Genomic DNA, 22,833 nt, shown 5'->3' with positions numbered 1-22,833 from the left:
ATTACACCTCCACGCGGCCCAGCAGATAATGATGATGCTGGTGAATATGGCTGATAATGCGGCACATATCGTTCAGCTCTGGCGGTACGTTGTTGAACTGGCCTTCGCTATTAATGTTCAACACCCAGCTTTGGTTATTTAGACGTACGCTTACCCGATCATCTTCCACCAGGAAGCCAGGGTTGCTGCTGTTATCAAAGTCTTGCGACAGACTGAAGACGGTGATTTTGTCTTTGTACGGTTTACCGTTCCATGGACAGAACTGAGCACAGTTACCGCATTCGTTGCAGTAGGCATCAAGGTGCAGCGTCTGGAAACGGTTCTGGAAGCCAGGAACCGCAATTGAGATGTTGGCGCGGTTCGGGCAGACATCCACACACTTGCTGCAAACGTAGTTACATTCAAGGCAGCGCGCGGATTCCTGAGCGACAAATGCGTCACGATCATCGCTGTTCACCAGGGTGACAGAGATGTCGCCTTTACGTTGGTAGATTTCTGCCGGGTTAACGTTGTTCCAGTATTTATCGCGCTGGTGGGAACGGATATTTTCCCGGCTAAGGATGGCATCGGCTGCCCGACGAGCGGTGCTGACAGCGGCAACGATCGAGGACGGCCCGCGTTGTACGTCACCGATCATAAAGACGTCAGTCAGACGGGTTTCGCCGTTATGGTCGACGTCAGGCCAGCCGTTTTTGTCCAGTGGCACACCCATCGCATTCAGGGCTTCGGTATCCTGCTGTTCGCCAATGGCAGTAATCAGGCTGTCTACATGCAGCGTTACCGTTTCGTTGGTTTCAACCGGACGGCGGCGACCTTTCTCATCAGGTTCGCCAAGTGACATGACGCGCAATGTTAAGGTGCCATCAGCATCGAAACGTTGCGGATTGTTCAGGAAACGGAACTCCACGCCATCGTGCAACGCTTCTTCATACTCTTCGCGCCACGCGGGCATCTCTTGCAGTGAACGACGGTAAACCACAGTTGCTTTTTCTACGCCCGGAACGCGTAACGCTGCTCGCGCGCAGTCCATTGCGGTGTTGCCCGCACCGACAACCACTACATGTTTGCCAAGGTTGAGCGCCGTACCTTTATTGTACTCGCGCAGGAAGGGGAGTGATTTCCAGATATTCTGGTTGTCGCCTGCCAGTTTCACACCGCTGTTTTTATCGGTGCCGGTAGCAATCAGAACGTAGTGGTAGCCCTGATTCTTTAACTGCTCGACGGTCAGTTCCGGTGAGCAGCCATACTCAAATTTCACACCGTGATCGGCAACAAAATCGATATCGTGCTGAATTAACTCTGCCGGAATACGGAACTGAGGAATGATATTTTTCACCACGCCGCCTGCGTTGGCTTCGCGTTCAAATAACGTAACCGGATGACCCGCTCTGGCAAGGAAGTAACCGGCAGCCAGACCTGCTGGACCCGCGCCAATCACGGCAACCGGATGACGTGAACCGGAACCGGCAGGTTTGTGCCAGCGTTGCTTATACTCATCCCAGCCTTTTTCCAGGGCGACTTTTTTCAGTTCGCGGATATTCAGTGCGCTGTCGTAATCGAGGCGGGTACAGTTGTACTGGCACTGATGATCGCAAATGTGGCCGGTAATGGCGGGCAGCGCATTACGTTGGTAGATGAGTTCCAGCGCATCGGCATAGCGATGTTCGCCCAACAGTCGAATGTATTCCGGAATATCTTGTTTGATGGCACAGGCAGTGACACATGGAGCAACGTAGCAATCGGTCAGCGGTAGATCTTCTGCCACTTCAATACGCTCTTCTGGCTTCCAGTGTTTTTGAGTGTATTCCATGGTTAATGCATCTGCTGCCAGCTTGCTCAGTCGTTCAACGTCAACGTGGTTAAGCCCCCAGGCGTCTGACCCTTCCAGTTCGCGCATACAGGCGCTTAAACGCAGATAGCCGCCAGGTTTCAGCAGGTCGGTTGCCATAGTGATCGGGCGAATACCGGTATCGAAAATATCGCGGATCGTCAGTTGGCTCGCACCACCGGAGTAAGAAATTGGCAGTTTGCCGTCAAAGGCACGAGACAGAACGGCTGCAACATTGATAGAGAGTGGGAACAGCGCGCGACCCGACATATACATCTCTTCACCAGGCAGTGCGCCTTTATTGTTGATGGTGCCGAGGGTGTTAGTCAGTTTGACGCCAAAGCCGAGTGATTTCTCTTTTGCCAGCGCCATCAGGCGTTCCAGCATTTCCAGTGCCTGCGCCAGCTTGAGATCATGATCAAATGATTCTTCTTTTAAGCCGATGTAATCGAAGCCGCAGCTATCGAGAATCTCGCGAACACGAGCGTAACCTAATAAAGTTGGGTTGAGTTTTACAAAGGTATTCAGCTCTTTTTCTTCCAGCATGTAGCGGCAAATGGCTTCGATTTCATGCGGAGGGCAACCGTGCATGGTGGAGAGAGTAACGCCTTGTACCATGCTGGTGGGGATGCGTGCCGGTAATGCCTGTAAATGTTCGCGTTTATCCTGCAAATCGTGACGAGCCAAAAACGCGTCATCCTGAAGCAGTTTATTAAGCGTATCGCGGTATTGAGCGAATTTCGGATGGTCAGATGCGTCCATCATATTATCGATGAACTGCTGCATTGGCGGCTGCTTAATACCGTCGAGGTTGTAACCGACGCTCATATTAAAGATGAACGACTTGCCTGATTCTGAAGGCTGGAACAGGGCTTCAAGCAGATGCAAGGCAAACCAGGCTTTAAGGTATTCATCCCACGCTTTAAGCAGAGTGAATTCGGTAGACCATTCGGTGTTAAAACACTCGTCTTCGGCATCGATACAGGGTTTTTCCAGCTCCAGACGGTCAAGAATTTGTACAGTTTTTAGTTCGATGAATCGTCCGCCGGTCAGCCAGGAGGTGACGATGTTTTGCGCGAGCTGTGTGTGCGGTCCGGCGGCTGGGCCGACGGGGGTAGCACAGGTTTCACCGAAGACGCTAACAGATTTACCTTTTACGGGTGAGTAAAACTGTTGTTCGGGAATACCAAAGATTGAGCGTTGTTGTTGGTACTCATCAAATATGCGCGTCAAAAGTTCCTCAAACGGAATGGGACGCATAATATCCCCCATAACCCTCTCCTTAGCTTATACAGATATCATTGAGTGACCGGTATTGATAAATCCGGTGGTTTAAGGGGATAGAGCAACAATCGCACCACTCTTGCCCGGTTTGCCCGGAAATATAAAAAAATGTGAAGCGCCTCGAAACTTAATGGTTTTTTGTGAATGATCTCACAGGTGCCAAATGAGAATTAAAATCACTCCTGAACGTTATTATTCTTATGGCTTTTATCATCTTTTCTCATTTCTCAAAAACAGTGGTTCCTTATCATTATGATAAAGGAGTGGAGGGTGGGTTAAATATTTGAACGCAATCGTTTAGCTTGATTTTCTAAAATTAAGTATGCCATTTTTGCGCATTAATAAAGTCATCCGGAGTATCAATATCTAAAATTATTTCTTCATTTTCCATCTCGACGGAATAATGTTCACCCATGCGTAATGCCTGACGCATATTGATTACATTGGGGCGTTGTATTGCCTGCATCAGGCTCGATTTTGAGATTAAAATGGGATGGCCAGGGATACCATTGTGTAGCGGGAGTATTGCGCCGCTGTTACGTAACTGCCAGATTTTTAGGAAAATATCTCTATTTAGAGTTGGCATGTCACCATGGGTAATAAAGCAATGCTCTGTTTGCACTTCGTGGGCCGCTGCCTTCACCGAGGTCAGTAAACCCTGCTCATAATCTGGATTATAAATAAGAGTAATATTGGCAGTATGTGCGTAGCGATGATGCAGTTCATTGGCGCGAAAACCTGTGACTAAAATAATTCGGCTACAAAACTGCAACGCATTTTTGATACTTGCATCAAGAATTGTTCCTTGCTGCCAGGGTAACATCATTTTCCATTGTCCCATTCTTGATGATAATCCGGCAGCGGTAATTATACAGTCGATAGCTGGCATAGTCGTTCCATTATTTATATTGGGTAATAACGTCTGGGGATTACGTTACTTCCTGGTTAATGAATTTGTGGGGTTAATTTATCCCTGAGAGGACTATAAAGATTTGTGAAAAGTATAATTGACCCATCAGCGTTATTCATTGACTTAGACGTGCAGAAACGTCCTGCTGTGATTTCAGTTGTTGGCGCAGGGGGGAAAACCAGTCTGCTTTTTGGGCTGGCAGAGGTACTCCGGGCTAGTGGCAGACGTGTGTTAATTACTACGACTACGCATATGTTTATGCCAGTTTCTCATTGGCCTGTAGTTTTTTGCCGTGATCCTGCAACACTTCCTCATGCGTCTCTCACATCTCCCATTTTATTTTGTTTTCATCGTTGGAAAGCGATACAGGGGAAAGCACAGGGATTTTCGCCAGATGCCATTGATGCACTGGCGCAACGGTCGGAATGTGACGTAATTCTCATTGAGGCTGATGGCTCGCGTGGAATGCCGTTAAAAGCGCCGGATGAGCACGAACCTTGCATACCACGAAGCAGTTGTTGCGTGATTGCTGTGATGGGGGGGCATGTTTTAGGCGCAAAAGTTGGCGCGGAAAATGTCCATCGCTGGCCGCAGTTTGCCGACATTACTGGCCTGACGCCGGGGGCGACCTTGCAACTTAGCGATCTTGTTGCCCTGGTTCGCCATCCGCAAGGTGCGTTTAAAAACGTGCCATCAGGGTGTCGGCGGGTCTGGTTTATTAACCGTTTTTCTCAATGTGAGAATGCGATTGCGCAAAGCGAACTACTCAAACCACTGCAACACCACGACGTAGAGGCAATCTGGCTGGGCGATATACAAGAGTATCCTGCAATCGCGCGCAGATTTGTGAATTAGCGACCTGGGTATTCCGGGTTACTGAAAGGATATCGATTGAGGTTGGTATGAATATTTTCACAGAGGCTGCAAAACTCGAAGATCAAAATTGTCCGTTTGCTATGGCGCAAATTGTGGATAGCCGAGGCTCTACTCCCCGCCATTCTGCACAAATGTTAGTGCGTGCCGATGGTTCCATCGTTGGTACGATTGGTGGAGGAATGGTTGAGCGTAAGGTGATTGAAGAGTCGCTACAGGCATTGCAGGAACGTAAGCCGCGATTATTTCATGGACGAATGGCCCGTAACGGCGCGGATGCCGTCGGATCAGACTGTGGAGGCGCAATGTCAGTGTTTATCAGCGTGCATGGTATGCGGCCACGTCTGGTGTTGATCGGCGCGGGGCATGTTAACCGGGCGATTGCCCAGAGTGCTGCGCTATTAGGGTTTGATATTGCTGTTGCCGATATTTATCGCGAGAGCCTCAATCCTGAACTTTTCCCGCCAGCAACCACGCTTCTACATGCCGATTCGTTTGGTGCAGCGGTAGAGGCGCTGGAAATTCGACCTGATAATTTTGTTCTCATTGCCACGAATAATCAGGATCGTGAAGCTCTCGATAAACTCATTGAACAGCCCATTGCATGGTTGGGGTTACTGGCAAGTCGCCGCAAGGTTCAGCTTTTCCTGCGTCAATTGCGTGAGAAAGGCGTGGCTGAAGAACATATTGCCCGTTTACATGCACCAGTTGGTTATAACATTGGTGCGGAAACGCCGCAGGAGATCGCCATCAGCGTGTTGGCAGAAATATTACAGGTGAAAAATAACGCGCCGGGCGGGTTGATGATGAAACCTTCGCATCCTTCCGGGCATCAACTGGTGGTGATTCGTGGCGCGGGAGACATTGCCAGTGGAGTGGCGTTACGTCTGTATCATGCGGGTTTTAAAGTGATCATGCTGGAAGTTGAAAAGCCGACGGTGATTCGTTGTACCGTAGCGTTTGCCCAGGCCGTGTTCGACGGTGAAATGACAGTTGAAGGTGTTACTGCTCATTTGGCTTCGACCCCTGCGGAGGCGATGAAACTGACTGAGCGAGGATATATCCCGGTAATGGTGGACCCTTCCTGTTCGCTGCTTGATGAACTGAAACCGCTGTGCGTGGTAGATGCCATTCTGGCGAAACAGAATTTGGGTACGCGTGTGGACATGGCACCGGTAACAATTGCGCTCGGGCCTGGTTTTACCGCAGGAAAAGATTGCCATGCGGTTATTGAAACAAACCGTGGGCACTGGCTGGGACAGGTGATCTACTCCGGTTGTGCGCAGGAGAATACCGGTGTTCCAGGTAATATTATGGGGCATACCACCCGGCGGGTTATTCGCGCTCCGGCGGCGGGTATCATGCGCTCGAATGTGAAATTAGGCGATCTGGTAGAAGAGGGTGATGTTATTGCCTGTGTTGGCGATCATGAAATTAAAGCGCCGTTGGCCGGTATGGTGAGAGGCTTGCTGAACGATGGGCTGGCTGTCGTCGGCGGTTTTAAAATCGGTGATATCGACCCTCGTGGCGAAACGGCTGATTTCACCAGCGTTTCTGATAAAGCCCGGGCGATTGGTGGTGGTGTACTTGAGGCGTTAATGATGTTGATGCACCAGGGCGTTAAAGCGACGAAAGAAGTACTGGAAGTGGCTTAAATGAAAACGGCCGGATGGCATCGCCACCCGGCCTTTAACTTACTGGCAAATCACCGTTCCGGTTTTACCTTCAATCCCTTCTTTCGCTTTGCTTAACACGGTAATCAGCGCTTCGCGGCCTGCGCGAGAGCGAGCAAATGACGCGGCGGCTTCCACTTTCGGCAGCATCGAACCTTTAGCAAAATGCCCCTCATCAATAAAGCGTTCTGCATCGGCCAATGACAGGCGGTCGAGCCACTGTTCATTCTCTTTACCAAAATTAATTGCTACTTTCTCTACCGCAGTAAGAATGATCAGCATATCGGCATCGATCATTTCTGCTAAACGGGAGCTGGCCCAGTCTTTATCGATAACCGCGCTGGCACCGCGCAGATGGTTACCTTCACGAATCACCGGAATACCGCCACCGCCAACGGTGATTACGACCTGTCCGGCATCTACCAGAGCTTTTACCGTCTCTTTTTCAATAATATCAACTGGTTTTGGCGAAGCGACGACACGACGATAGCCACGACCCGCATCTTCTTTCAGGGTGTAACCCTGTTTTGTCAGTTGTTCTGCTTCCTGCTCGGTAAAGAATGAGCCGATCGGTTTGGTCGGATTGAGGAATGCCGGATCGTTAGCGTCGACTTCAACTTGGGTAACCAGCGTTGCAACGGGTTTATTAATGCCACGAGAAAGCAGTTCTTCCCGTAAGGCGTTTTGCAGATCGTAACCAATATATCCCTGGCTTAAGGCGACACAGACAGACATCGGCAGCATAGGCGAATGCGCTTCCGTTTTTGCGGCAGCTTCGAATGCCTGGTTAATCATGCCCACCTGTGGCCCATTACCATGAGTGACGATAACTTCATGCCCCTGGGCAATTAAATCAACAATTGCCTGAGACGTAATTTTTACCGCTTTCATTTGTCCGGCCAGATCATCGCCCAGCGCATTCCCGCCCAGGGCGAGAACAATTTTCTTACTCATTTTTCCTCACTCATCATTCTTGATTGTGTATAGATCCCTGGCAGTGGTTAGAACACGGGAGGGACAAACGGTTTGCGTCGCAGGAAACGTCCCCGTCCGGCTTTGCCTGTAAAGGTGCCGTCACAGAAAATCGTTTCACCACGGGATAGGGTTCTGACAATTGCACCCTGGCAGGTAAATCCTTCCCAGGGAGAGTAGTCGGCGTTGTCATGAAGATGACGATGGTGAATTTGCTGGCGTTTATTGGGGTCGATAATCACCACGTCGCCATCTGAACCGGGTGCCAGTAACCCTTTTTGTGGCCACAGACCAAACAGTCGTGAAGGCATCGCGCTGGTTAATTCGACAAAACGCTCCGGTGAAATACGACCGCTCATTACGCCGCTGGAGAACAGTAACTGCATGCGATTTTCCACGCCGGGTAAGCCATTTGGGCAACGGCTGAAATCGCCTTTTGAAATCTGCTGGCGCTGAGCCATTGAGAAGGTGCAGTGATCGGTCGCCACCACGTCAATCGCACCATCGCTGATGCCGCACCACAGCTTGTCCTGCTCGCGAACGTTGCGTAGCGGTGGGCTAAGAATAAATTTCATGCCGTCTTCTGCGTCATAACTACGTTCGTCGAGCAGAAGATATTGCGGACAAGTTTCAACCCAGACAGGCTGGCGGTTCGCGCGGGCAAGGCGCAGATAATCCAGGCCTAAGCCGTTAGACAGGTGGACGATATAGAGCGGTACGTTACCGGCAAGTTTTGCCAGGTTGATCATTCGGGCGATGGCTTCCGCTTCGCACTCCAGCGGTCGACTCAATGCGTGATAGCGCGGCGCGGTTAGCCCGGCAGCGATAAACTCCGCCCGCTTACTGGCGATAGCAGCATCATTTTCCGGGTGTACGGTGGTTAGCGCGCCGGACTCATTCAAACGGCGTAACGCCTGTAACACTTCGTCATCGTTGAGTTTGTATTGATAGGTTAAATAGAGTTTAAAACTAGTCAGCCCTTCTTCGACCATCATCGGAATTTCATCGAGGATAGCGTGATTGATATGCTGGATAACACCGTGAAAGCTGTAGTCGATGACCGCTTTATGGGCGGCATAACCACGATAAACTTCCAGTTGATGGCGTAACCGGCAGCCGTTTGGGCCAAATCCCATATGGTCAATAATGGTTGTTGTACCGCCACACGCAGCCGCGCGGGTGCCGGTAAAAAAATCATCACAACTGCGCGCAATGCCGACATCAATATTAAAATGCGTATGGACATCCACGCCGCCTGGGAAAACGTAACAGCCAGTGGCATCAATTTCTTCATAAGGGAGCTGCGGCGAAATATCGTTACCTAACTGGCGAACAATCCCGCTTTCAATCAGCAAATCCTGCTTTGCTTGCCCATCAGCGTTAACAACAGTGCCGTTTTTGATCAATACACGCATAGCAAACTCCAGAAACCCTCCGGCGAACCGGAGGGGAATAAGTGATGAATAATTATTCGGTTGCCAGCCAGCTTAATGGGATTGCCGCATACATAGCGGCACAGGTTACCAGGTGAGATTTCCAGGTTTTTTCGTTTGGCGCGTGCGCTTCAGGTTCTTTACCGGGGCCAAAGCCGATAACCGGAATACCGTGACGGCCCATGATGGAGACGCCGTTAGTTGAGAATGTCCACTTATCAACGACCGGTGCTTTGCCGAACAGCCCTTCGTAGGCATTCACCAGCGCTTTAACGGTGAAGTGATCTTCTTCTACTTTCCAGGTCGGGAAGTAGCATTCGGTTGGGTAAACCAGACCAGTCCAGGACGGACGGTCGTAGTTGTACATAGAAACGACTGCGTTGGCTTTCTGTACCGCAGGCAGCGCGCGGATTTCATCCAGTGCACCTTCCCATGTTTCGCCCCAGGTCAGACGACGGTCAATAGAAACTGCGCAACTGTCTGCGACAGCGCAACGACTTGGGGAGGTAAAGAAGATTTCGGAAACGGTCAGCGTACCTTTACCGAGAAATTCGTCATAGCCCAGACGTTGGGACAGTTCTTGTAATTCGCCAAGAATTGGGCCCATTTTGAAAATGGCGTTATCTCCGCGTTCTGGTGCAGAACCGTGGCAGCTAACACCCTGAACATCAACACGGATTTCCATACGACCGCGTTGACCACGGTAGACCTGGCAGTCGGTCGGTTCAGTACTGACCACAAATTCCGGACGAATACCGGATTGTTCAATAATGTACTGCCAGCACAGACCGTCGCAGTCTTCTTCCTGCACTGTCCCCGTTACCAGCAGGGTGTATTCATCTTCCAGCCCCAGATCTTTGATGATTTTACCGGCATAAACCATAGACGCCATGCCGCCTTCCTGGTCAGAAGTACCGCGACCGCCGATCAGTTCATCAGTTTCCATACCTTCGTACGGGTCGAATTCCCAGTTTTTGATGTTGCCAATACCGACGGTGTCGATGTGAGCATCCATTGCAACCAGACGCGGGCCGTGGCCGATATAACCGAGAACGTTGCCCATCGGGTCGATTTCAACTTTATCGAAACCTACTTTTTCCATCTCTTCTTTAATACGATGCACTACGCGTTTTTCATCGCAACTTTCGCTGGGAATCGCAACCATATCGCGCAGGAAGCGGGTCATGTCTGCCTGGTAATCTTTTGCTTTTTCAAGAATCAGTTTGAATGGAATATTCTTAGCCATTATTTTTCTCCAGATTTTTGACTCCCCGTTTGGCGGGGAGCTATTTCCAATAGGGTGATTATGGTGCTACAGAGTGTTTGCCTTCCCAGACAACTTCGCGGTAGTGCTTCACGTCAGTGTCGCCTTCAGTGCTGATAACCAGCACCACGGCATCTTTGTTCAGCGCCAGTTTTTCCATCAGACTTTGACGTTGCGGGTGATAATGAACAGCCGCAAGAACGCCTAAACCGACAGCGCCAGATTCACCGGAGATGATGCGCGGATCGTTGCCGTAGGGATTACCCAGCACGCGCATACCTAATGCGGCAACGCTGTCCTGGCAGGAGATGAATTGGGTGGCACAGTTACGTAAGATTTCCCAACCCAGCGGATTCGGTTCGCCGCAGGCCAGGCCCGCCATGATGGTGGCCATATCGCCGCCAACGTTAACGATGTCGCCTTTGACGCCAGAGCGATAAATACAGTCAGCTTTGTCAGGTTCAACAATGATGCTGTGCAGATTTTGAGGACTATAGACATCCACCAGATATCCCAGCACGCCGCCGGCCATTGCGCCGACGCCAGCCTGCAGCAGGACGTGAGTTGGCGTAACGCCAATTTCACGCATTTGCTCAACAGCCTCATCCGCTAATGTGGCGTAGCCCTGCATGATCCAGGTTGGGATTTTGGTATAGCCTTCCCAGGCGGTATCTTGTACGACTTCCCAGCCGTGTTGCTGAGCGTGTTGCATGGTCAGGCGGACGGTATCGTCATAATTCATGTCGGTGACGATGCACTCGGCGCCGAGGTTCAGAATGGCGTCTACACGCTCCTGAGCAGAACCTTTCGGCATGTAAATCACCGCGTTTTGACCGAGTTGTTGAGCAGCCCAGGCAACACCGCGCCCGTGGTTGCCGTCGGTGGTGGTGGCGAAGGTCATCTTTTCGCCAATGGCATTTTTCAGATGCTCAAATGACAGTGTTTCGATATCCAGATGATATTTTTCGCACAGTAACTGAGCGATAGCGTACGCACCGCCGAGCATTTTGAAGGCGTTCAGACCGAAGCGTTTTGATTCGTCCTTAACGAGAATTTTCTTTACACCAAAAAGAGTTGCGAGATCGTCCAGCGCACAAAGCGGTGTTGGGCGATAGCCAGCAATTTTCTGGTGAAACTGGCGCGCCAGTTTTGCCTGGTTTTGCGAAAAGAGCGGTGATGTTTCGCCGTTGAAAAATTTGTTATCGACGATATCAACCTTCAATGAGAAAACGGACATATCCTATCCTTTTGGCCTCTGGAAATAGAGAGCCGACCTGCCGATCGGCTCGAGGGGTTATTTCACGCGTTCTTGCGCTTCTTTCAGCAGTTGTTCGAGCAGTGCACCAGGTTTGGAATATTTACGGGAAAGGATCATCGCGGCGATGATATAGGGTTTCCAACTGGCTTCTTTGTAGGTAGCGATACGGTATTTTTCGAATACGCCTTCCGTGACTTCACCTTCTTTGCAGGATACGCCGCTAATATCGGCTGGCAGACAGTGCATATACAGGGCTTCACCGTCGCGGGTGAGTTCCATCATCTCTTCAGTGCAATGCCAGTCTTTATGTTGCGCGTTCTGTGCCAGGCACTGTTTTTCCAGTGCTTTTAAGCCTTCGTGATCGTTCGCGCGCAGCAGTTCAGTTCGCTCTTCCATCACTTTATAAGGTGCCCATGACTTCGGATAAACGATGTCTGCGTCTTTGAATGCTTCTTCCATGCTGGTGACCTGACGGAAGCTACCGCCGGATGCTTTAGCGTTGTTTTTAGCCACTTCAACGACATCCGGAATCAGGTCATAGCCTTCCGGATGAGCCAGGGTGACATCCATACCGAAGCGAGTCATCAGGCCGATAATGCCTTGCGGTACAGAGAGCGGTTTACCGTAGCTTGGGGAATACGCCCAGGTCATGGCGATTTTTTTACCTTTCAGGTTTTCCAGTGAACCAAAGTGTTCACGTAACCATGCCAGGTCGGCCATAGACTGAGTCGGGTGGTCGATATCGCATTGCAGGTTAACTAAAGCCGGACGCTGCGGCAGTACGCCCTGTTTGTAGCCGTCGTCAAGCGCGGCTCCCACTTCACGCATATAGGCGTTGCCTGCCCCCAGATACATATCGTCACGAATACCGATAGCATCGGCACAGAAGGAGATCATATTGGCCGTTTCACGAACGGTTTCGCCGTGCGCAATTTGTGATTTACCTTCATCAAGATCTTGCTGCGCCAGGCCGAGCAGATTAAGCGCGGAAGCATAAGAAAAACGGGTGCGGGTAGAGTTGTCGCGGAATACGGAAATACCTAATCCACTATTAAAGACTTTGGTCGAGATGTTTTCAGCACGCAGTGCTTTTAACGCTGCGGCAACGTCCAGTACTTGTTTCAGTTCATCTGGCGTCTGTTCCCACGTTAACAAAAAATCTTTCTCGTGAAGGTGAGAGGTCAGCGAATTGATATCCTTAATCAGCTCATTAACAGTTTTCATCATAAAGTCCCGATAGTGGAATGACAGGCAAAGTGGTTTATTTCACTGTGACATGCCAATGTGATTGGTGTTTTCACAGCTATACCAGGAACTAACAATAAACATGCCAGAATTATCTGCATGGTTATGAAATGCTAATTTAACGAATAATGTGTGGGTTTGATCACAAATTATTGATGTGCTATGGAACATCAAAATATACGGAAACGATTGGCTTTTTTTATGCAGTTATTTATTTGCTGCTAAGCATCAGAAATAAGATAAAGAGGCAGGTAAATCGTCGTCAGTTTGATAAATGCACTCCCGTAATTCTCATATTGATATAGAAATGTGATATCACTTCCATAATTTCATTAGAAAATGATAAAAATCCTATGTTTTTAGCAAAGCTATATTTGTCTGAGTTAATATCGTCATGACCTGTGAACCATCAACGTCTTCAATGATCGACTTTTAAGTGATTCTGGAAGGTAAAGCTATGGAGCTTGTTTCTACGCAGTCAGTATTGATGCAAATTCAACCAACAATTCAGCGTTTTGCCAGAATGCTAGCCAGCGTTTTGCAGCTTGAGGTTGAGATCGTTGATGAAAACTTGTGCCGCGTCGCTGGAACTGGCGCATATGGGAAATTTCTTGGTCGCCAGTTGAGTGGCAACTCGCGCTTGCTCCGCTATGTCCTCGAAACCAAAACCGAAAAGGTTGTGACACAATCTCGCTTCGATCCCCTTTGTGAAGGTTGCGACAGTAAAGAGAGTTGTCGTGAAAAGGCATTTCTGGGCACGCCTGTTATTCTACAGGAACGCTGTGTCGGGGTAATAAGTTTGATTGCTGTTACTCATGAGCAACAAGAACATATCAGTGATAATTTACGCGAATTTTCAGATTACGTTCGCCATATATCGACTATTTTTGTTTCAAAGCTTCTGGAAGATCAGGGGCCAGGAGATAATATAAGTAAAATATTCGCTACCATGATTGATAATATGGATCAGGGAGTATTAGTTATTGATGAAGACAATCGTGTTCAGTTTGTTAACCAGACTGCATTAAAAACTCTCGGTGTTGCTCAAAATAATATGGTTGGGAAACCTGTTCGTTTCAGGCCATTAACATTTGAGAGTAATTTTACACATGGCCATATGCAGCATATCGTTTCGTGGGATGATAAAAGTGAATTGATAATTGGTCAGTTGCATAACATACAGGGCCGACAGTTATTTTTAATGGCATTTCACCAATCTCATACCAGTTTTTCCGTGGCGAATGCCTCTGATGAACCGCATATTGAACAATTAGTTGGCGAATGCCGGGTTATGCGGCAATTAAAACGACTCATTAGCCGCATTGCGCCTAGCCCATCCAGTGTTATGGTCGTTGGTGAAAGTGGCACCGGGAAAGAAGTGGTGGCTCGCGCAATCCATAAGCTGAGTGGACGGCGGAACAAACCATTTATTGCTATCAACTGTGCGGCGATTCCGGAGCAGCTTCTGGAGAGTGAGCTGTTCGGTTATGTTAAAGGCGCATTTACTGGCGCTTCAGCCAACGGCAAAATAGGGTTGATTCAGGCGGCGAATACAGGCACGTTGTTTCTTGATGAAATTGGCGATATGCCATTGATGTTGCAGGCTAAATTACTGCGAGCTATTGAGGCGCGTGAAATCCTGCCGATTGGTGCCAGTAGTCCAATACAGGTCGACATCCGCATCATTTCTGCAACCAACCAGAATTTAGCCCAGTTCATTGCCGAAGGTAAATTTCGCGAAGATCTCTTCTACCGACTCAATGTCATTCCTTTAACTTTGCCACCGCTGCGTGAACGTCAGGAAGATATTGAACTGCTGGTGCATTACTTTTTACATCTACATACCCGTCGTTTGGGATCGGTTTACCCAGGTATTGCTCCCGATGTTGTGGAGTTACTGCGTAAGCATTATTGGCCAGGGAACCTGCGAGAGTTAAGCAATCTGATGGAATATCTGGTCAACGTTGTTCCTTCTGGTGAAGTCATTGACAGCACGCTTTTGCCACCCAATCTGGTAAATAACGGTGCGATGGAGCAAAGTGAGATGCCAGAAGCTTGCGAGGCACATTTGGCACTTGATGATACTGGCGGCACGGCGCTGGAGGAGATGGAAAAACAGATGATACGCGAGGCGCTTTCACGTCATAACAGCAAGAAGCAAGTCGCTGATGAACTGGGTATCGGCATTGCTACCCTCTATCGTAAGATTAAAAAATATGAGTTGTTAAGCGTGTAACCACGGTAAATCCGGCCTGAATTCAGGCCGGATTTCGTTTTACTTCGTTTCTTCGCAGTCCAGTACTGTATTCACAATCATCTGATAACCGGTGCAGCGACAGAGATTTCCCGCCAGGCCACGACGAATCTCCGTAATGGTTAATGGTTTCTCTCGTGGTTTTGCCAGCATTGCCGTGGTGGCCATAATCAACCCTGGCGTACAAAAGCCACACTGCACTGCGCCGGATTTCGCATAAGCCTGTTGAACATGAGAAAGTTTGCCACCTTTTGCTTCGCCTTCCAGCGTGCGGATCTCTTTTCCTTCAGCCCATGCGGCCAGGTATAAACAACTGTCGATTGCCGTTCCGTCAACCAGTACTGTACAGGCACCGCATTCGCCAACGCAGCAACCTTGCTTGACACTAAGCAGTCCTTGTTCGCGGAGCATCTCCGAAAGTGGCATTCCTGGTGCGGCGTGAAGCTGAAAAGGCATACCGTTAATGACACATTCAATGGTAATACTTTTGCTGTGATTCATTGCAATGTTCCCCCCGCCGCGGCGACGGCTTCGCTAATGACTTTTTTGGTCATCGTCTGGATGAGATGCAGACGAAACTCTTTACTTGCACGCCAGGAAGAACGCGGGGCGACATCCTGTAGGACTGATTCGCTAATAGCTTCCAGCGTTTGCTGAGTTAATGGCGCGTTTTGTGCTGCCTGTTCAGCATGTTGGCAGCGAATCGGCGTTGGTGCGGCAACACCAAATGCCAGGCGTAATTCACTGAAATTGCCGTTGTCCAGGCGGCAATGAGCAGCGCAACCGATGGTTGAAATATCCATCGCGTCGCGCATGGCATATTTAAAATGCGCGCTACCTGCATGTTCTTTCGGCTGCGGTGGGAAATGAAATGCGACAAGGATTTCATCATGCTCAAGGGAAACCTTGCCCGGCCCGGTATGAAAGCCGTTAATCGGGACGAAGCGAACACCGCGCGGGGAGTGGATCTCCAACTTCGCGTCATATATCAGTGTTGGCGTGGCTGAGTCTGCGCTGGTGGCACCGTTGCAAATATTTCCACCGTAGGTCGCGACGTTACGGATCTGCGGCCCGGCAATTGACGAAGCCGCAGCACATAACGCCGGGAGATGACGCTGGGTTAATAGATTTTCAATTAACTGGGTAAAGGTCGTCGCGGAACCGATTCGTAGCGCGCCATCTTCCGCCAGCGTAATCCCCCGAAGCTCTGCCAGATTGTGGATATCAACAATATGACGGTAACGGTCATTGTGATGGTGGAGCTGAATCAGCACGTCAGTGCCACCGGCGAGCAGTTTGGCCTGCGGATTGTGAGTCAGCAGGTTGATGGCATCGGCAAGGGTGGTTGCGCGATGGTAAGATGCAAAATCAAACATGATGTTATCCTCAAATCAATCCTGCCAGATGGAACTCTTCGTATAACCGTTTTGGCGTCAGCGGCAGGGTATTGATTGCAACACCGGTAGCCATTTTCACCGCGTTACGAATCGCAGCGGCGACAGGAATTATTGGCGGCTCACCCAGTGACTTATGTCCGTATGCGGATTGTGGTTCATTGATTTCGACAAACGCGCTTTCCAGTTGTGGCAGATCCGGCATGGTCGGCATTTTGTAATCCAGCAGATTGGGGTTACGTACCACACCACTTTTCGCATCGATAATCATCTCTTCAAATAACGCCCAGCCAATGCCCATTCCCATTCCGCCGTGAACCTGACCTTCAGCCAGCAGCGGGTTAAGAATATGGCCCGAATCATGGACGTTGAGGATGCGATTGATGGTCACTTTACACAGCGCAATATCAACCGTCAGATCAACAAAAGTACAGCCAAATGCCGGTGGGTTAGTGGTGGTTTTGATCGAGCTTTCAGCAGAAAGTTGCCCGCCGCGCTCAGGATGATAAAAAGCATCCATCGCCAGATCTTTTAACGACAGCAATGGCTCTTCCGGCCTTTTAACCAGCGCGATATGGCCTTTTATCAGTGTCAGATTCATCGCTGACTGATGTAGCATTACAGCGGCATGAGCGATGATTTTCTCTTTCAATAGCAATGCAGCACTGCGTAACGCAGGCGCTGCAACATAGCTCTGGCGTGAAGCAAACGCACCTGGGTCGAATGGCGTAATATCAGTATCTTGTGTCGAAATCACGCGGACATCGCTGACCGGAACACCCACGGTTTCAGCCACCATTTGCGAGAACACAGTGTCGGCACCCTGACCGATTTCCGTAGCGCCGCTTTGCACGTTGATAGTTCCATCCTGATTCATCAACAAGCGTGCGCCCGCGATTTCTACACCAACAGGCCAGGTGTTAGAGGTGTAGCTAAAACAGGCAACGCCAACGCCGCGGCGCAAATTGCCTTGCAGGTTCTGGCACTCTGCACGTCGTTTTTCCCATTCAAAGATTTCCCGCCCTTTTTCCAGACACTCAGGTAATCCGGCACTGTAAATGCGTTTTCCAGTGAGTGGATTTGCATCGCCTTCACGGGCGGCATTACGTAAACGAATTTCTACCGGGTCAAGATCTAACGCGGTAGCGGCGTCATCCAGCATTGATTCGACGGCAAAAACGACTTGCGGTGCGCCATAACCACGCATTGCGCCAGCCGAGGGTAGATTGGTATAGCAGGTCTTTGAGCTGTAAGCGTAGGCGCAACGAGGATAAAGATACGCGACTTTGTTACCACCTGCGGAAGCAATGGAATGGCCGTGAGAGGCATAAGCACCCGTGTTGGACAGAACATCCAGACTATAGCCTTTCAGCGTACCATCGTGGTTAACCCCCATTTTCCCGTCAATGGTAAAAGCGTGGCGGGTACGGGTCGCCAGGAAACACTCTTCACGACTAAGGGAAACTTTCACCGGAATACCGCCGAGCTTGCTGGTCAGGAATGCCGCCATTGGCTCCTCCAGCACATCTTGTTTATTACCAAAACCTCCACCGACAAACGGTTTGATTACCCGCACGCATGACCAGGGAATATCCAACGCCTGACCGACAACGCGGCGAACAATGTGCGGGATCTGCGTACTGGAGACGATGGTAATTCGCGCGTCATCCTCCATCCACGCCAGCGATGTCACACTTTCCATGTGGCAATGTTGAATGACGGGGGTCTGATAGTGTCCCTGCACCTGGTAATCGGCGGCATCGATTGTTTGCTGGACATTGCCCGTAGACATCGTGCTTTGCTTAAGCAAATTACCGCGGCTGTGAATTTTAGCGGCGTCTTCTGCAAGTGCCGCTTCTGGTGTGGTGATAACGGGTAATTCTTGCCACTCAATACTGACTAATTGCGCTGCTTTTTCTGCTGTGAGTTCATCTCGGGCCACGACGATGGCAACGGCATCACCATGATGGCGAACATGGCGAGTTAACAGTGCGCGATCGGCGGTATCGCGTTTATTTTCGTCAAGTGTCCAGGCATGCCCTGCCGTGGCGAATGGGATATCCGGTACATCTTCCCAGGTAAAAATAGCCAGTACGCCAGGCAGACTTCTGGCTTGTTCATCATTAATACTTACGGCATAACCATGTGCGATAGGACTACGTACATATTTCGCGTAACACATGCCCGCCATAACATAATCGTCAGTATATCGTGCCCGCCCGGTAACCTTAGCAATGGCATCTACGCGCATACATGATTCACCTGTAGCGGTTGCTTCCCGCGCTTCCATAGAAATCCCCTTGATTTGAACATTTGGTTCTTATGGCAATGATTTAGTCTTTGAAGGCAAGAATTACGCCAGAAACGACTATAAGCATGAGGGGAGGGGGGAAGTGTGATGTTGTTAATAAAACGCCAGGGATGATGTGGTTTTTATCAGCAAAGCAAGAGAGGGCTGTGTATCAATATGAGTGTGATAAAAATCATTGTGATAAATGAATATTAGGAGGCAGTCAGGATGCTTTCTTTTTCGTTATGATGTACTAATGATGGTTATCCTATCCTAATAGATTCATTAACAATTCTTGATTTGTACATCCATTTTCCGAGCAATGGATTGGGTATCTGACAGGTGACTGCTATGATATAGCGTCTTGTTTTTTGAGCGAGGAAAGATTTTGAGCGCAGGACGCCCGAATAAAAAAATGCTGGGTATCGTGATGCTGTTATCGGCTGGACTGCTTCTGGCGGGCTGTTCGGGTAGCAAATCATCAGACACAGGAACGTATTCCGGCTCCGTTTACACCGTGAAACGGGGGGATACGCTTTATCGTATTTCACGCACCACGGGAACAAGCGTAAAAGAACTTGCCCGGCTCAACGGCATTTCTCCCCCCTATACCATCGAAGTAGGCCAAAAGTTGAAACTTGGTGGGGCAAAAAGCAACCGCAGTTCGCGGAAATATACCGCCAAATCAACGACGAAAACAGCGTCAGTAACGCCGCCGCCAGTGGTTCCGAAATCTTCATGGCCACCTGTTGGACAACGTTGCTGGTTATGGCCAACGAGTGGAAAAGTTATCATGCCTTACTCAATGGCAGATGGCGGCAATAAAGGGATTGATATTGCTGCAGCGCGCGGGACGCCAATATACGCAGCCGGTGCCGGTAAGGTGGTGTATGTCGGTAACCAATTACGCGGCTACGGTAATCTCATCATGATTAAACACAGTGAAGATTACATCACAGCCTACGCTCATAACGACACGATGCTGGTAAACAATGGGCAAAGCGTTAAGGCTGGGCAAAAGATAGCGACGATGGGCAGTACTGATGCAGAATCCGTGCGGTTACATTTCCAGATTCGTTACCGTGCTACGGCAATTGATCCTTTGCGCTACTTGCCGCCACAGGGCAGCAAACCAAAGTGTTGATGGTGAATTAATCAGCAGTCAGTAGCAAGACACTTGCTAAGAAGAGCGTAAGGTTTATAATGCCTTACGCATCTCAAAGCGGGCGTAGTTCAATGGTAGAACGAGAGCTTCCCAAGCTCTATACGAGGGTTCGATTCCCTTCGCCCGCTCCATGACCATTCTTAAAGTCTACTAACTTACTGAATCCTAAGGGATACGGCTTAAAGCCTTCCGATAGTTTTACTCACTGTAACCAACACTGTGACTAACTTTGTTGAAGTAGTGAGCAGACCTAAGGTCTCAGTACATGCTCAATTCAAGAACCTACCTTTATCAGCGTAACGGTGTCTTTTACATCCGCCTTAGGATGAAGACTACTGGTCGCCTGACCGCTTCGCTTCCTTCTCACAACCGTTATAAACTAGCGTCAGTATCACTACGGACTAAGGACAGACGCACCGCTATGGCTCACTCTCGACACATCAAGTCAGCACTTAAAGCAATACACGCAGACAACCCTAGCGCATCCTATGAGGAACTACGGGAGCACCTGAAGACCATTGTTGAGTGGGAACTTGGTGTCAGCCGTGATGACCTGAACGACCCGGAGTCCTACCAGCTTTATGTTGACCAGTACGACGACATTAAGTCCAACCTTCGGGAAGCTGTAGCAACTGAGCGTCTGACTGTAGACCAGCATCGCTATATCAATGACGTTATCGGTGTGCTTAAAGCCTGTCAGGATAGACTCAAGGGCGATAGCTCTGGCCTGTTGTCTTACCTTGAGCCTGAGACTGGCAGTCTAAGACCGTCCGTCTCCCTATCTGTATCATCGGAGCCTGAAGTCCCTGAACCTAAAGCACTGACCCTCGCGTCTCTCATTGAGCAGTACGAGCAGGAGAACGCCCAGAACTGGAAGCCAGCGACCCTAAGCGAGAACCGAGCGTCACACTCTACGTTAATCGAGATATTCGACTATCTGGCTATTCACGATGTCGGCAAGGCGACCCGTTCAGATATGCTCAGGGTCCGTGAAGTCCTCCAGCAGATACCGAAGAACCGCAAGCAACGCTTTAAGTCTATGCCGCTGTCTGACCTGCTGAACCGGGAGTCTAAAACTGACTGTCTTGATGTCGTTACCATCAACAATAAATATCTTATCAAGATGGCTGCTGTGTTTAAGTGGGCGGTACGCAACGACTTGATAGCTAAGAACCTGACCGAAGGTCTTGAGCTGAAAGTCCCGCAGCGTAAAGCCTCCGACGCTCGTGATGCGTTCAGTCCTGAGCAGGTAGGGCAGCTACTGGTCGCTGCTAAAGCGTACTCTCAGAAGACCTCAGGTAAGCCCTACCACTATTACGTCACTGCTCTGGCGGCAATCACTGGAGCAAGACTTAATGAGGTCGCTCAGCTACAGGTCAAAGACGTCAGGGTCACTGAGGCCGGGACCGTGTATATCCATATCAACGAAGACGATAGCAGCTTACCGGGCAAGAGCGTTAAGAATGCGCATAGTGATCGCTGTGTCCCGTTGGTAGATGGTGCTTATGGTTTTGTATTGGCTGACTTTATGTCGCTTGTGGAAGACCGTAGAAAGGCTAAGGGTGATAATGCTATGGTATTCGATGGCCTCAAGCTGATGAAGAACGGCTACGGTGAGCAGGTGAGCAAATGGTTTAACCGGACGTTGCTGCCTAAAGTCCTCGCTGACCGTAGCGGCTTAGCTTTTCACTCGTTTAGACATACAGTTGCGACCCAGTTAAAACAACATGGGGTCGAGTTAGCATATGCTCAGGCGATTATGGGTCATAGCTCAGGGTCTATAACTTACGACCGTTACGCGAAAGAGGTCGAGGTAGATAGATTGGTTAATGTGATGGCTTATGTTTATAAGGAGACTAACTAGGTGACGACGCCCTATACACCAGCAGTATTTAAAAAAGAAGCTTTCAATTGCCCCTATTGTCATGCTTTTGCCAGGCAGGAATGGAATCAGCTATATGCGTATTACGACGATACAGACTTTCCAATGTTTGTATCGCAATGCGAACATTGTAAGGATTACGCTTATTGGTATGAATCGACCATGATTATTCCTGCATCAGCGAGTGTCGAGATGCCTAGCCCAGACATGCCAGAAGACTGTAAGTCCGACTACATGGAAGCCAGAAGCATCGTTAATCTGTCACCTAAAGGCGCTGCCGCACTCCTGCGTTTGAGTCTTCAAAAGCTGATGGTTCATCTCGGTGAGCCGGGGAAGCATATCGACACGGACATTAAGTCTCTTGTAGCTAAAGGGCTGTCTCCACTGGTCCAGCGAGCTGCTGACATCTGTCGTATCGTTGGCAATCAAGCGGTACATCCGGGTGAAATTAACATTGATGACGACCCTCAGTTAGCGCATGGTCTTTTTAAGCTGCTGAACATTATTGTCACTGAGCAGATTACCAGACCGAAAGAAGTCGAAGCCATGTTTAACAGTATGCCGGAAAGGGCGCTCAAGGGCATTGAGGACCGGGACAGGAAGGCGCGAGAAGGACAGAAAGCCGCTAACGAGTAGGGCTGACGGAACTAAACTATCACTATAGGGAGACCCTAAACTATCACTATAGGGAGACCCTAAGTCCCCCGGCTTAATAACAGCCACCGACCCACACATTCATTAAGTCTCAGGCTTCCGGTAGCGGACCGATTGGAAACCATCCGCAGACGCCTAGTGTTAAATCACCTTGGCCTGAGACCATTATCTTTAACGTAGGTTATCTTCCCTTTTGACAGGCGGGGAGCAGAAGACCACATCCGACTTTAAGTTGGCTCTGTGATAATCGCTGCGCGGATAACTGAAGAACCAAGACACCATTACTGAGGTCTGCCATCCATTTGTGGACAGGCGGAAACTCAAAGAGGTTAGACCAGTGGTGGTGTCTGAGGTTGGAGCTTTGAGTCTTGACCAGCAGGCTTGAGGAGACCATGAGTTTATCTTGTTATGGATTGTGTTATCACAATTCCAATAAGAAGAACTTTAAGTCCAG

16 protein-coding genes and 1 tRNA gene are annotated in these 22,833 nt (G+C 49.5%); 7 read left to right on the top strand and 10 right to left on the bottom strand.

The annotated features are described in order from the left end of the window. Position 1: 1 nt before the first annotated feature. Both ygfK and mocA read right to left on the bottom strand, forming a co-directional pair. A complete protein-coding gene (gene ygfK, locus A1WG_RS16985) occupies positions 2-3,100 on the bottom strand; it encodes a putative selenate reductase subunit YgfK (RefSeq protein WP_001517018.1) in 3,099 nt (1,032 codons plus the stop codon). Between the two features lie 328 nt (positions 3,101-3,428). After that, on the bottom strand, positions 3,429-4,001 hold the full coding sequence (gene mocA / locus A1WG_RS16990) for a molybdenum cofactor cytidylyltransferase (protein WP_001110887.1): 573 nt from the start codon (positions 3,999-4,001) through the stop codon (positions 3,429-3,431). Between the two features lie 105 nt (positions 4,002-4,106). Between mocA and yqeC the strand changes: the two genes are divergently transcribed. Next, positions 4,107-4,877, top strand: coding sequence for a selenium cofactor biosynthesis protein YqeC (yqeC, locus tag A1WG_RS16995; RefSeq protein WP_001517017.1), 771 nt, complete (start codon positions 4,107-4,109; stop codon positions 4,875-4,877). A gap of 47 nt (positions 4,878-4,924) precedes the next feature. Then, the gene (gene yqeB / locus A1WG_RS17000; RefSeq protein ID WP_001020352.1) at positions 4,925-6,550 is read left to right on the top strand and encodes a selenium-dependent molybdenum cofactor biosynthesis protein YqeB; all 1,626 of its coding nucleotides are present in this window, start codon (positions 4,925-4,927) and stop codon (positions 6,548-6,550) included. Between the two features lie 39 nt (positions 6,551-6,589). On the opposite strand, the gene arcC is transcribed toward yqeB, so the two are convergent. The 5 genes from arcC to ygeW are packed head-to-tail and all read right to left on the bottom strand — an operon-like array spanning position 6,590 to position 12,719. Further along, the gene (gene arcC, locus A1WG_RS17005) at positions 6,590-7,522 is read right to left on the bottom strand and encodes a carbamate kinase (RefSeq protein ID WP_001517016.1); all 933 of its coding nucleotides are present in this window, start codon (positions 7,520-7,522) and stop codon (positions 6,590-6,592) included. Positions 7,523-7,569: 47 nt separating this feature from the next. Then, positions 7,570-8,955: a D-phenylhydantoinase gene (hyuA, locus tag A1WG_RS17010; protein WP_016242541.1), complete on the bottom strand. Its 1,386-nt coding sequence runs from the start codon at positions 8,953-8,955 to the stop codon at positions 7,570-7,572. Positions 8,956-9,007: 52 nt separating this feature from the next. Continuing rightward, entirely contained in the window at positions 9,008-10,219 is a 1,212-nt protein-coding gene (locus A1WG_RS17015) for a YgeY family selenium metabolism-linked hydrolase (protein WP_001107131.1), read from the bottom strand. Positions 10,220-10,277: 58 nt separating this feature from the next. Continuing rightward, positions 10,278-11,474, bottom strand: a complete 1,197-nt coding sequence (gene dpaL, locus A1WG_RS17020; protein WP_001517014.1) for a diaminopropionate ammonia-lyase — start codon at positions 11,472-11,474, stop codon at positions 10,278-10,280. Positions 11,475-11,531: 57 nt separating this feature from the next. Next, positions 11,532-12,719: a knotted carbamoyltransferase YgeW gene (gene ygeW / locus A1WG_RS17025; protein WP_001360948.1), complete on the bottom strand. Its 1,188-nt coding sequence runs from the start codon at positions 12,717-12,719 to the stop codon at positions 11,532-11,534. A 478-nt stretch (positions 12,720-13,197) separates the two neighbouring features. Between ygeW and A1WG_RS17030 the strand changes: the two genes are divergently transcribed. Next, positions 13,198-14,976, top strand: a complete 1,779-nt coding sequence (locus A1WG_RS17030; protein ID WP_001517013.1) for a sigma-54 interaction domain-containing protein — start codon at positions 13,198-13,200, stop codon at positions 14,974-14,976. 39 nt (positions 14,977-15,015) lie between these two features. Here A1WG_RS17030 and xdhC read toward each other — a convergent pair whose 3' ends face one another. From xdhC to xdhA, 3 genes are read right to left on the bottom strand one after another with little or no spacing between them, the layout of a single operon-like run. Then, positions 15,016-15,495: a xanthine dehydrogenase iron sulfur-binding subunit XdhC gene (xdhC, locus tag A1WG_RS17035; protein WP_001016641.1), complete on the bottom strand. Its 480-nt coding sequence runs from the start codon at positions 15,493-15,495 to the stop codon at positions 15,016-15,018. Continuing rightward, positions 15,492-16,370: a xanthine dehydrogenase FAD-binding subunit XdhB gene (xdhB, locus tag A1WG_RS17040; RefSeq protein ID WP_001517012.1), complete on the bottom strand. Its 879-nt coding sequence runs from the start codon at positions 16,368-16,370 to the stop codon at positions 15,492-15,494. The genes xdhC and xdhB overlap by 4 nt, the downstream gene beginning before the upstream one ends. Before the next feature lie 10 nt (positions 16,371-16,380). Further along, on the bottom strand, positions 16,381-18,678 hold the full coding sequence (xdhA, locus tag A1WG_RS17045; protein ID WP_000388122.1) for a xanthine dehydrogenase molybdenum-binding subunit XdhA: 2,298 nt from the start codon (positions 18,676-18,678) through the stop codon (positions 16,381-16,383). A 388-nt stretch (positions 18,679-19,066) separates the two neighbouring features. Here xdhA and actS point away from each other — a divergent pair, with 388 nt between their 5' ends. The 4 genes from actS to A1WG_RS17065 all read left to right on the top strand — a co-directional run bounded on the left by actS (position 19,067) and on the right by A1WG_RS17065 (position 22,361). Next, on the top strand, positions 19,067-19,822 hold the full coding sequence (actS, locus tag A1WG_RS17050; protein ID WP_001517011.1) for an amidase activator ActS: 756 nt from the start codon (positions 19,067-19,069) through the stop codon (positions 19,820-19,822). A 78-nt stretch (positions 19,823-19,900) separates the two neighbouring features. Then, positions 19,901-19,974: transfer RNA gene (locus A1WG_RS17055), tRNA-Gly, on the top strand. 134 nt (positions 19,975-20,108) lie between these two features. Next, on the top strand, positions 20,109-21,707 hold the full coding sequence (locus tag A1WG_RS17060) for a site-specific integrase (protein WP_001517010.1): 1,599 nt from the start codon (positions 20,109-20,111) through the stop codon (positions 21,705-21,707). After that, positions 21,708-22,361 (top strand): DUF4145 domain-containing protein, encoded by a 654-nt coding sequence (locus tag A1WG_RS17065; protein WP_001517009.1) that lies wholly within the window; start codon positions 21,708-21,710, stop codon positions 22,359-22,361. Positions 22,362-22,833: the final 472 nt, after the last annotated feature.

This window comes from Escherichia sp. KTE96 (assembly GCF_000408525.1).
Lineage (GTDB): Bacteria > Pseudomonadota > Gammaproteobacteria > Enterobacterales > Enterobacteriaceae > Escherichia > Escherichia marmotae.
Note: the sequence above shows the minus strand (reverse complement) of the source record. Positions and strands in the feature narration are given on the sequence as shown.

Bases quoted from the DNA above. Each gene is read 5' to 3' on its own strand.
- ygfK (WP_001517018.1), bottom strand. From the start codon at position 3,100: ATGGGGGATATTATGCGTCCCATTCCGTTTGAGGAACTTTTGACGCGC.
- mocA (WP_001110887.1), bottom strand. From the start codon at position 4,001: ATGCCAGCTATCGACTGTATAATTACCGCTGCCGGATTATCATCAAGA.
- yqeB (WP_001020352.1), top strand. From the start codon at position 4,925: ATGAATATTTTCACAGAGGCTGCAAAACTCGAAGATCAAAATTGTCCG.
- arcC (WP_001517016.1), bottom strand. From the start codon at position 7,522: ATGAGTAAGAAAATTGTTCTCGCCCTGGGCGGGAATGCGCTGGGCGAT.
- hyuA (WP_016242541.1), bottom strand. From the start codon at position 8,955: ATGCGTGTATTGATCAAAAACGGCACTGTTGTTAACGCTGATGGGCAA.
- A1WG_RS17015 (WP_001107131.1), bottom strand. From the start codon at position 10,219: ATGGCTAAGAATATTCCATTCAAACTGATTCTTGAAAAAGCAAAAGAT.
- dpaL (WP_001517014.1), bottom strand. From the start codon at position 11,474: ATGTCCGTTTTCTCATTGAAGGTTGATATCGTCGATAACAAATTTTTC.
- ygeW (WP_001360948.1), bottom strand. From the start codon at position 12,719: ATGAAAACTGTTAATGAGCTGATTAAGGATATCAATTCGCTGACCTCT.
- A1WG_RS17030 (WP_001517013.1), top strand. From the start codon at position 13,198: ATGGAGCTTGTTTCTACGCAGTCAGTATTGATGCAAATTCAACCAACA.
- xdhC (WP_001016641.1), bottom strand. From the start codon at position 15,495: ATGAATCACAGCAAAAGTATTACCATTGAATGTGTCATTAACGGTATG.
- xdhB (WP_001517012.1), bottom strand. From the start codon at position 16,370: ATGTTTGATTTTGCATCTTACCATCGCGCAACCACCCTTGCCGATGCC.
- xdhA (WP_000388122.1), bottom strand. From the start codon at position 18,678: ATGGAAGCGCGGGAAGCAACCGCTACAGGTGAATCATGTATGCGCGTA.
- A1WG_RS17060 (WP_001517010.1), top strand. From the start codon at position 20,109: ATGCTCAATTCAAGAACCTACCTTTATCAGCGTAACGGTGTCTTTTAC.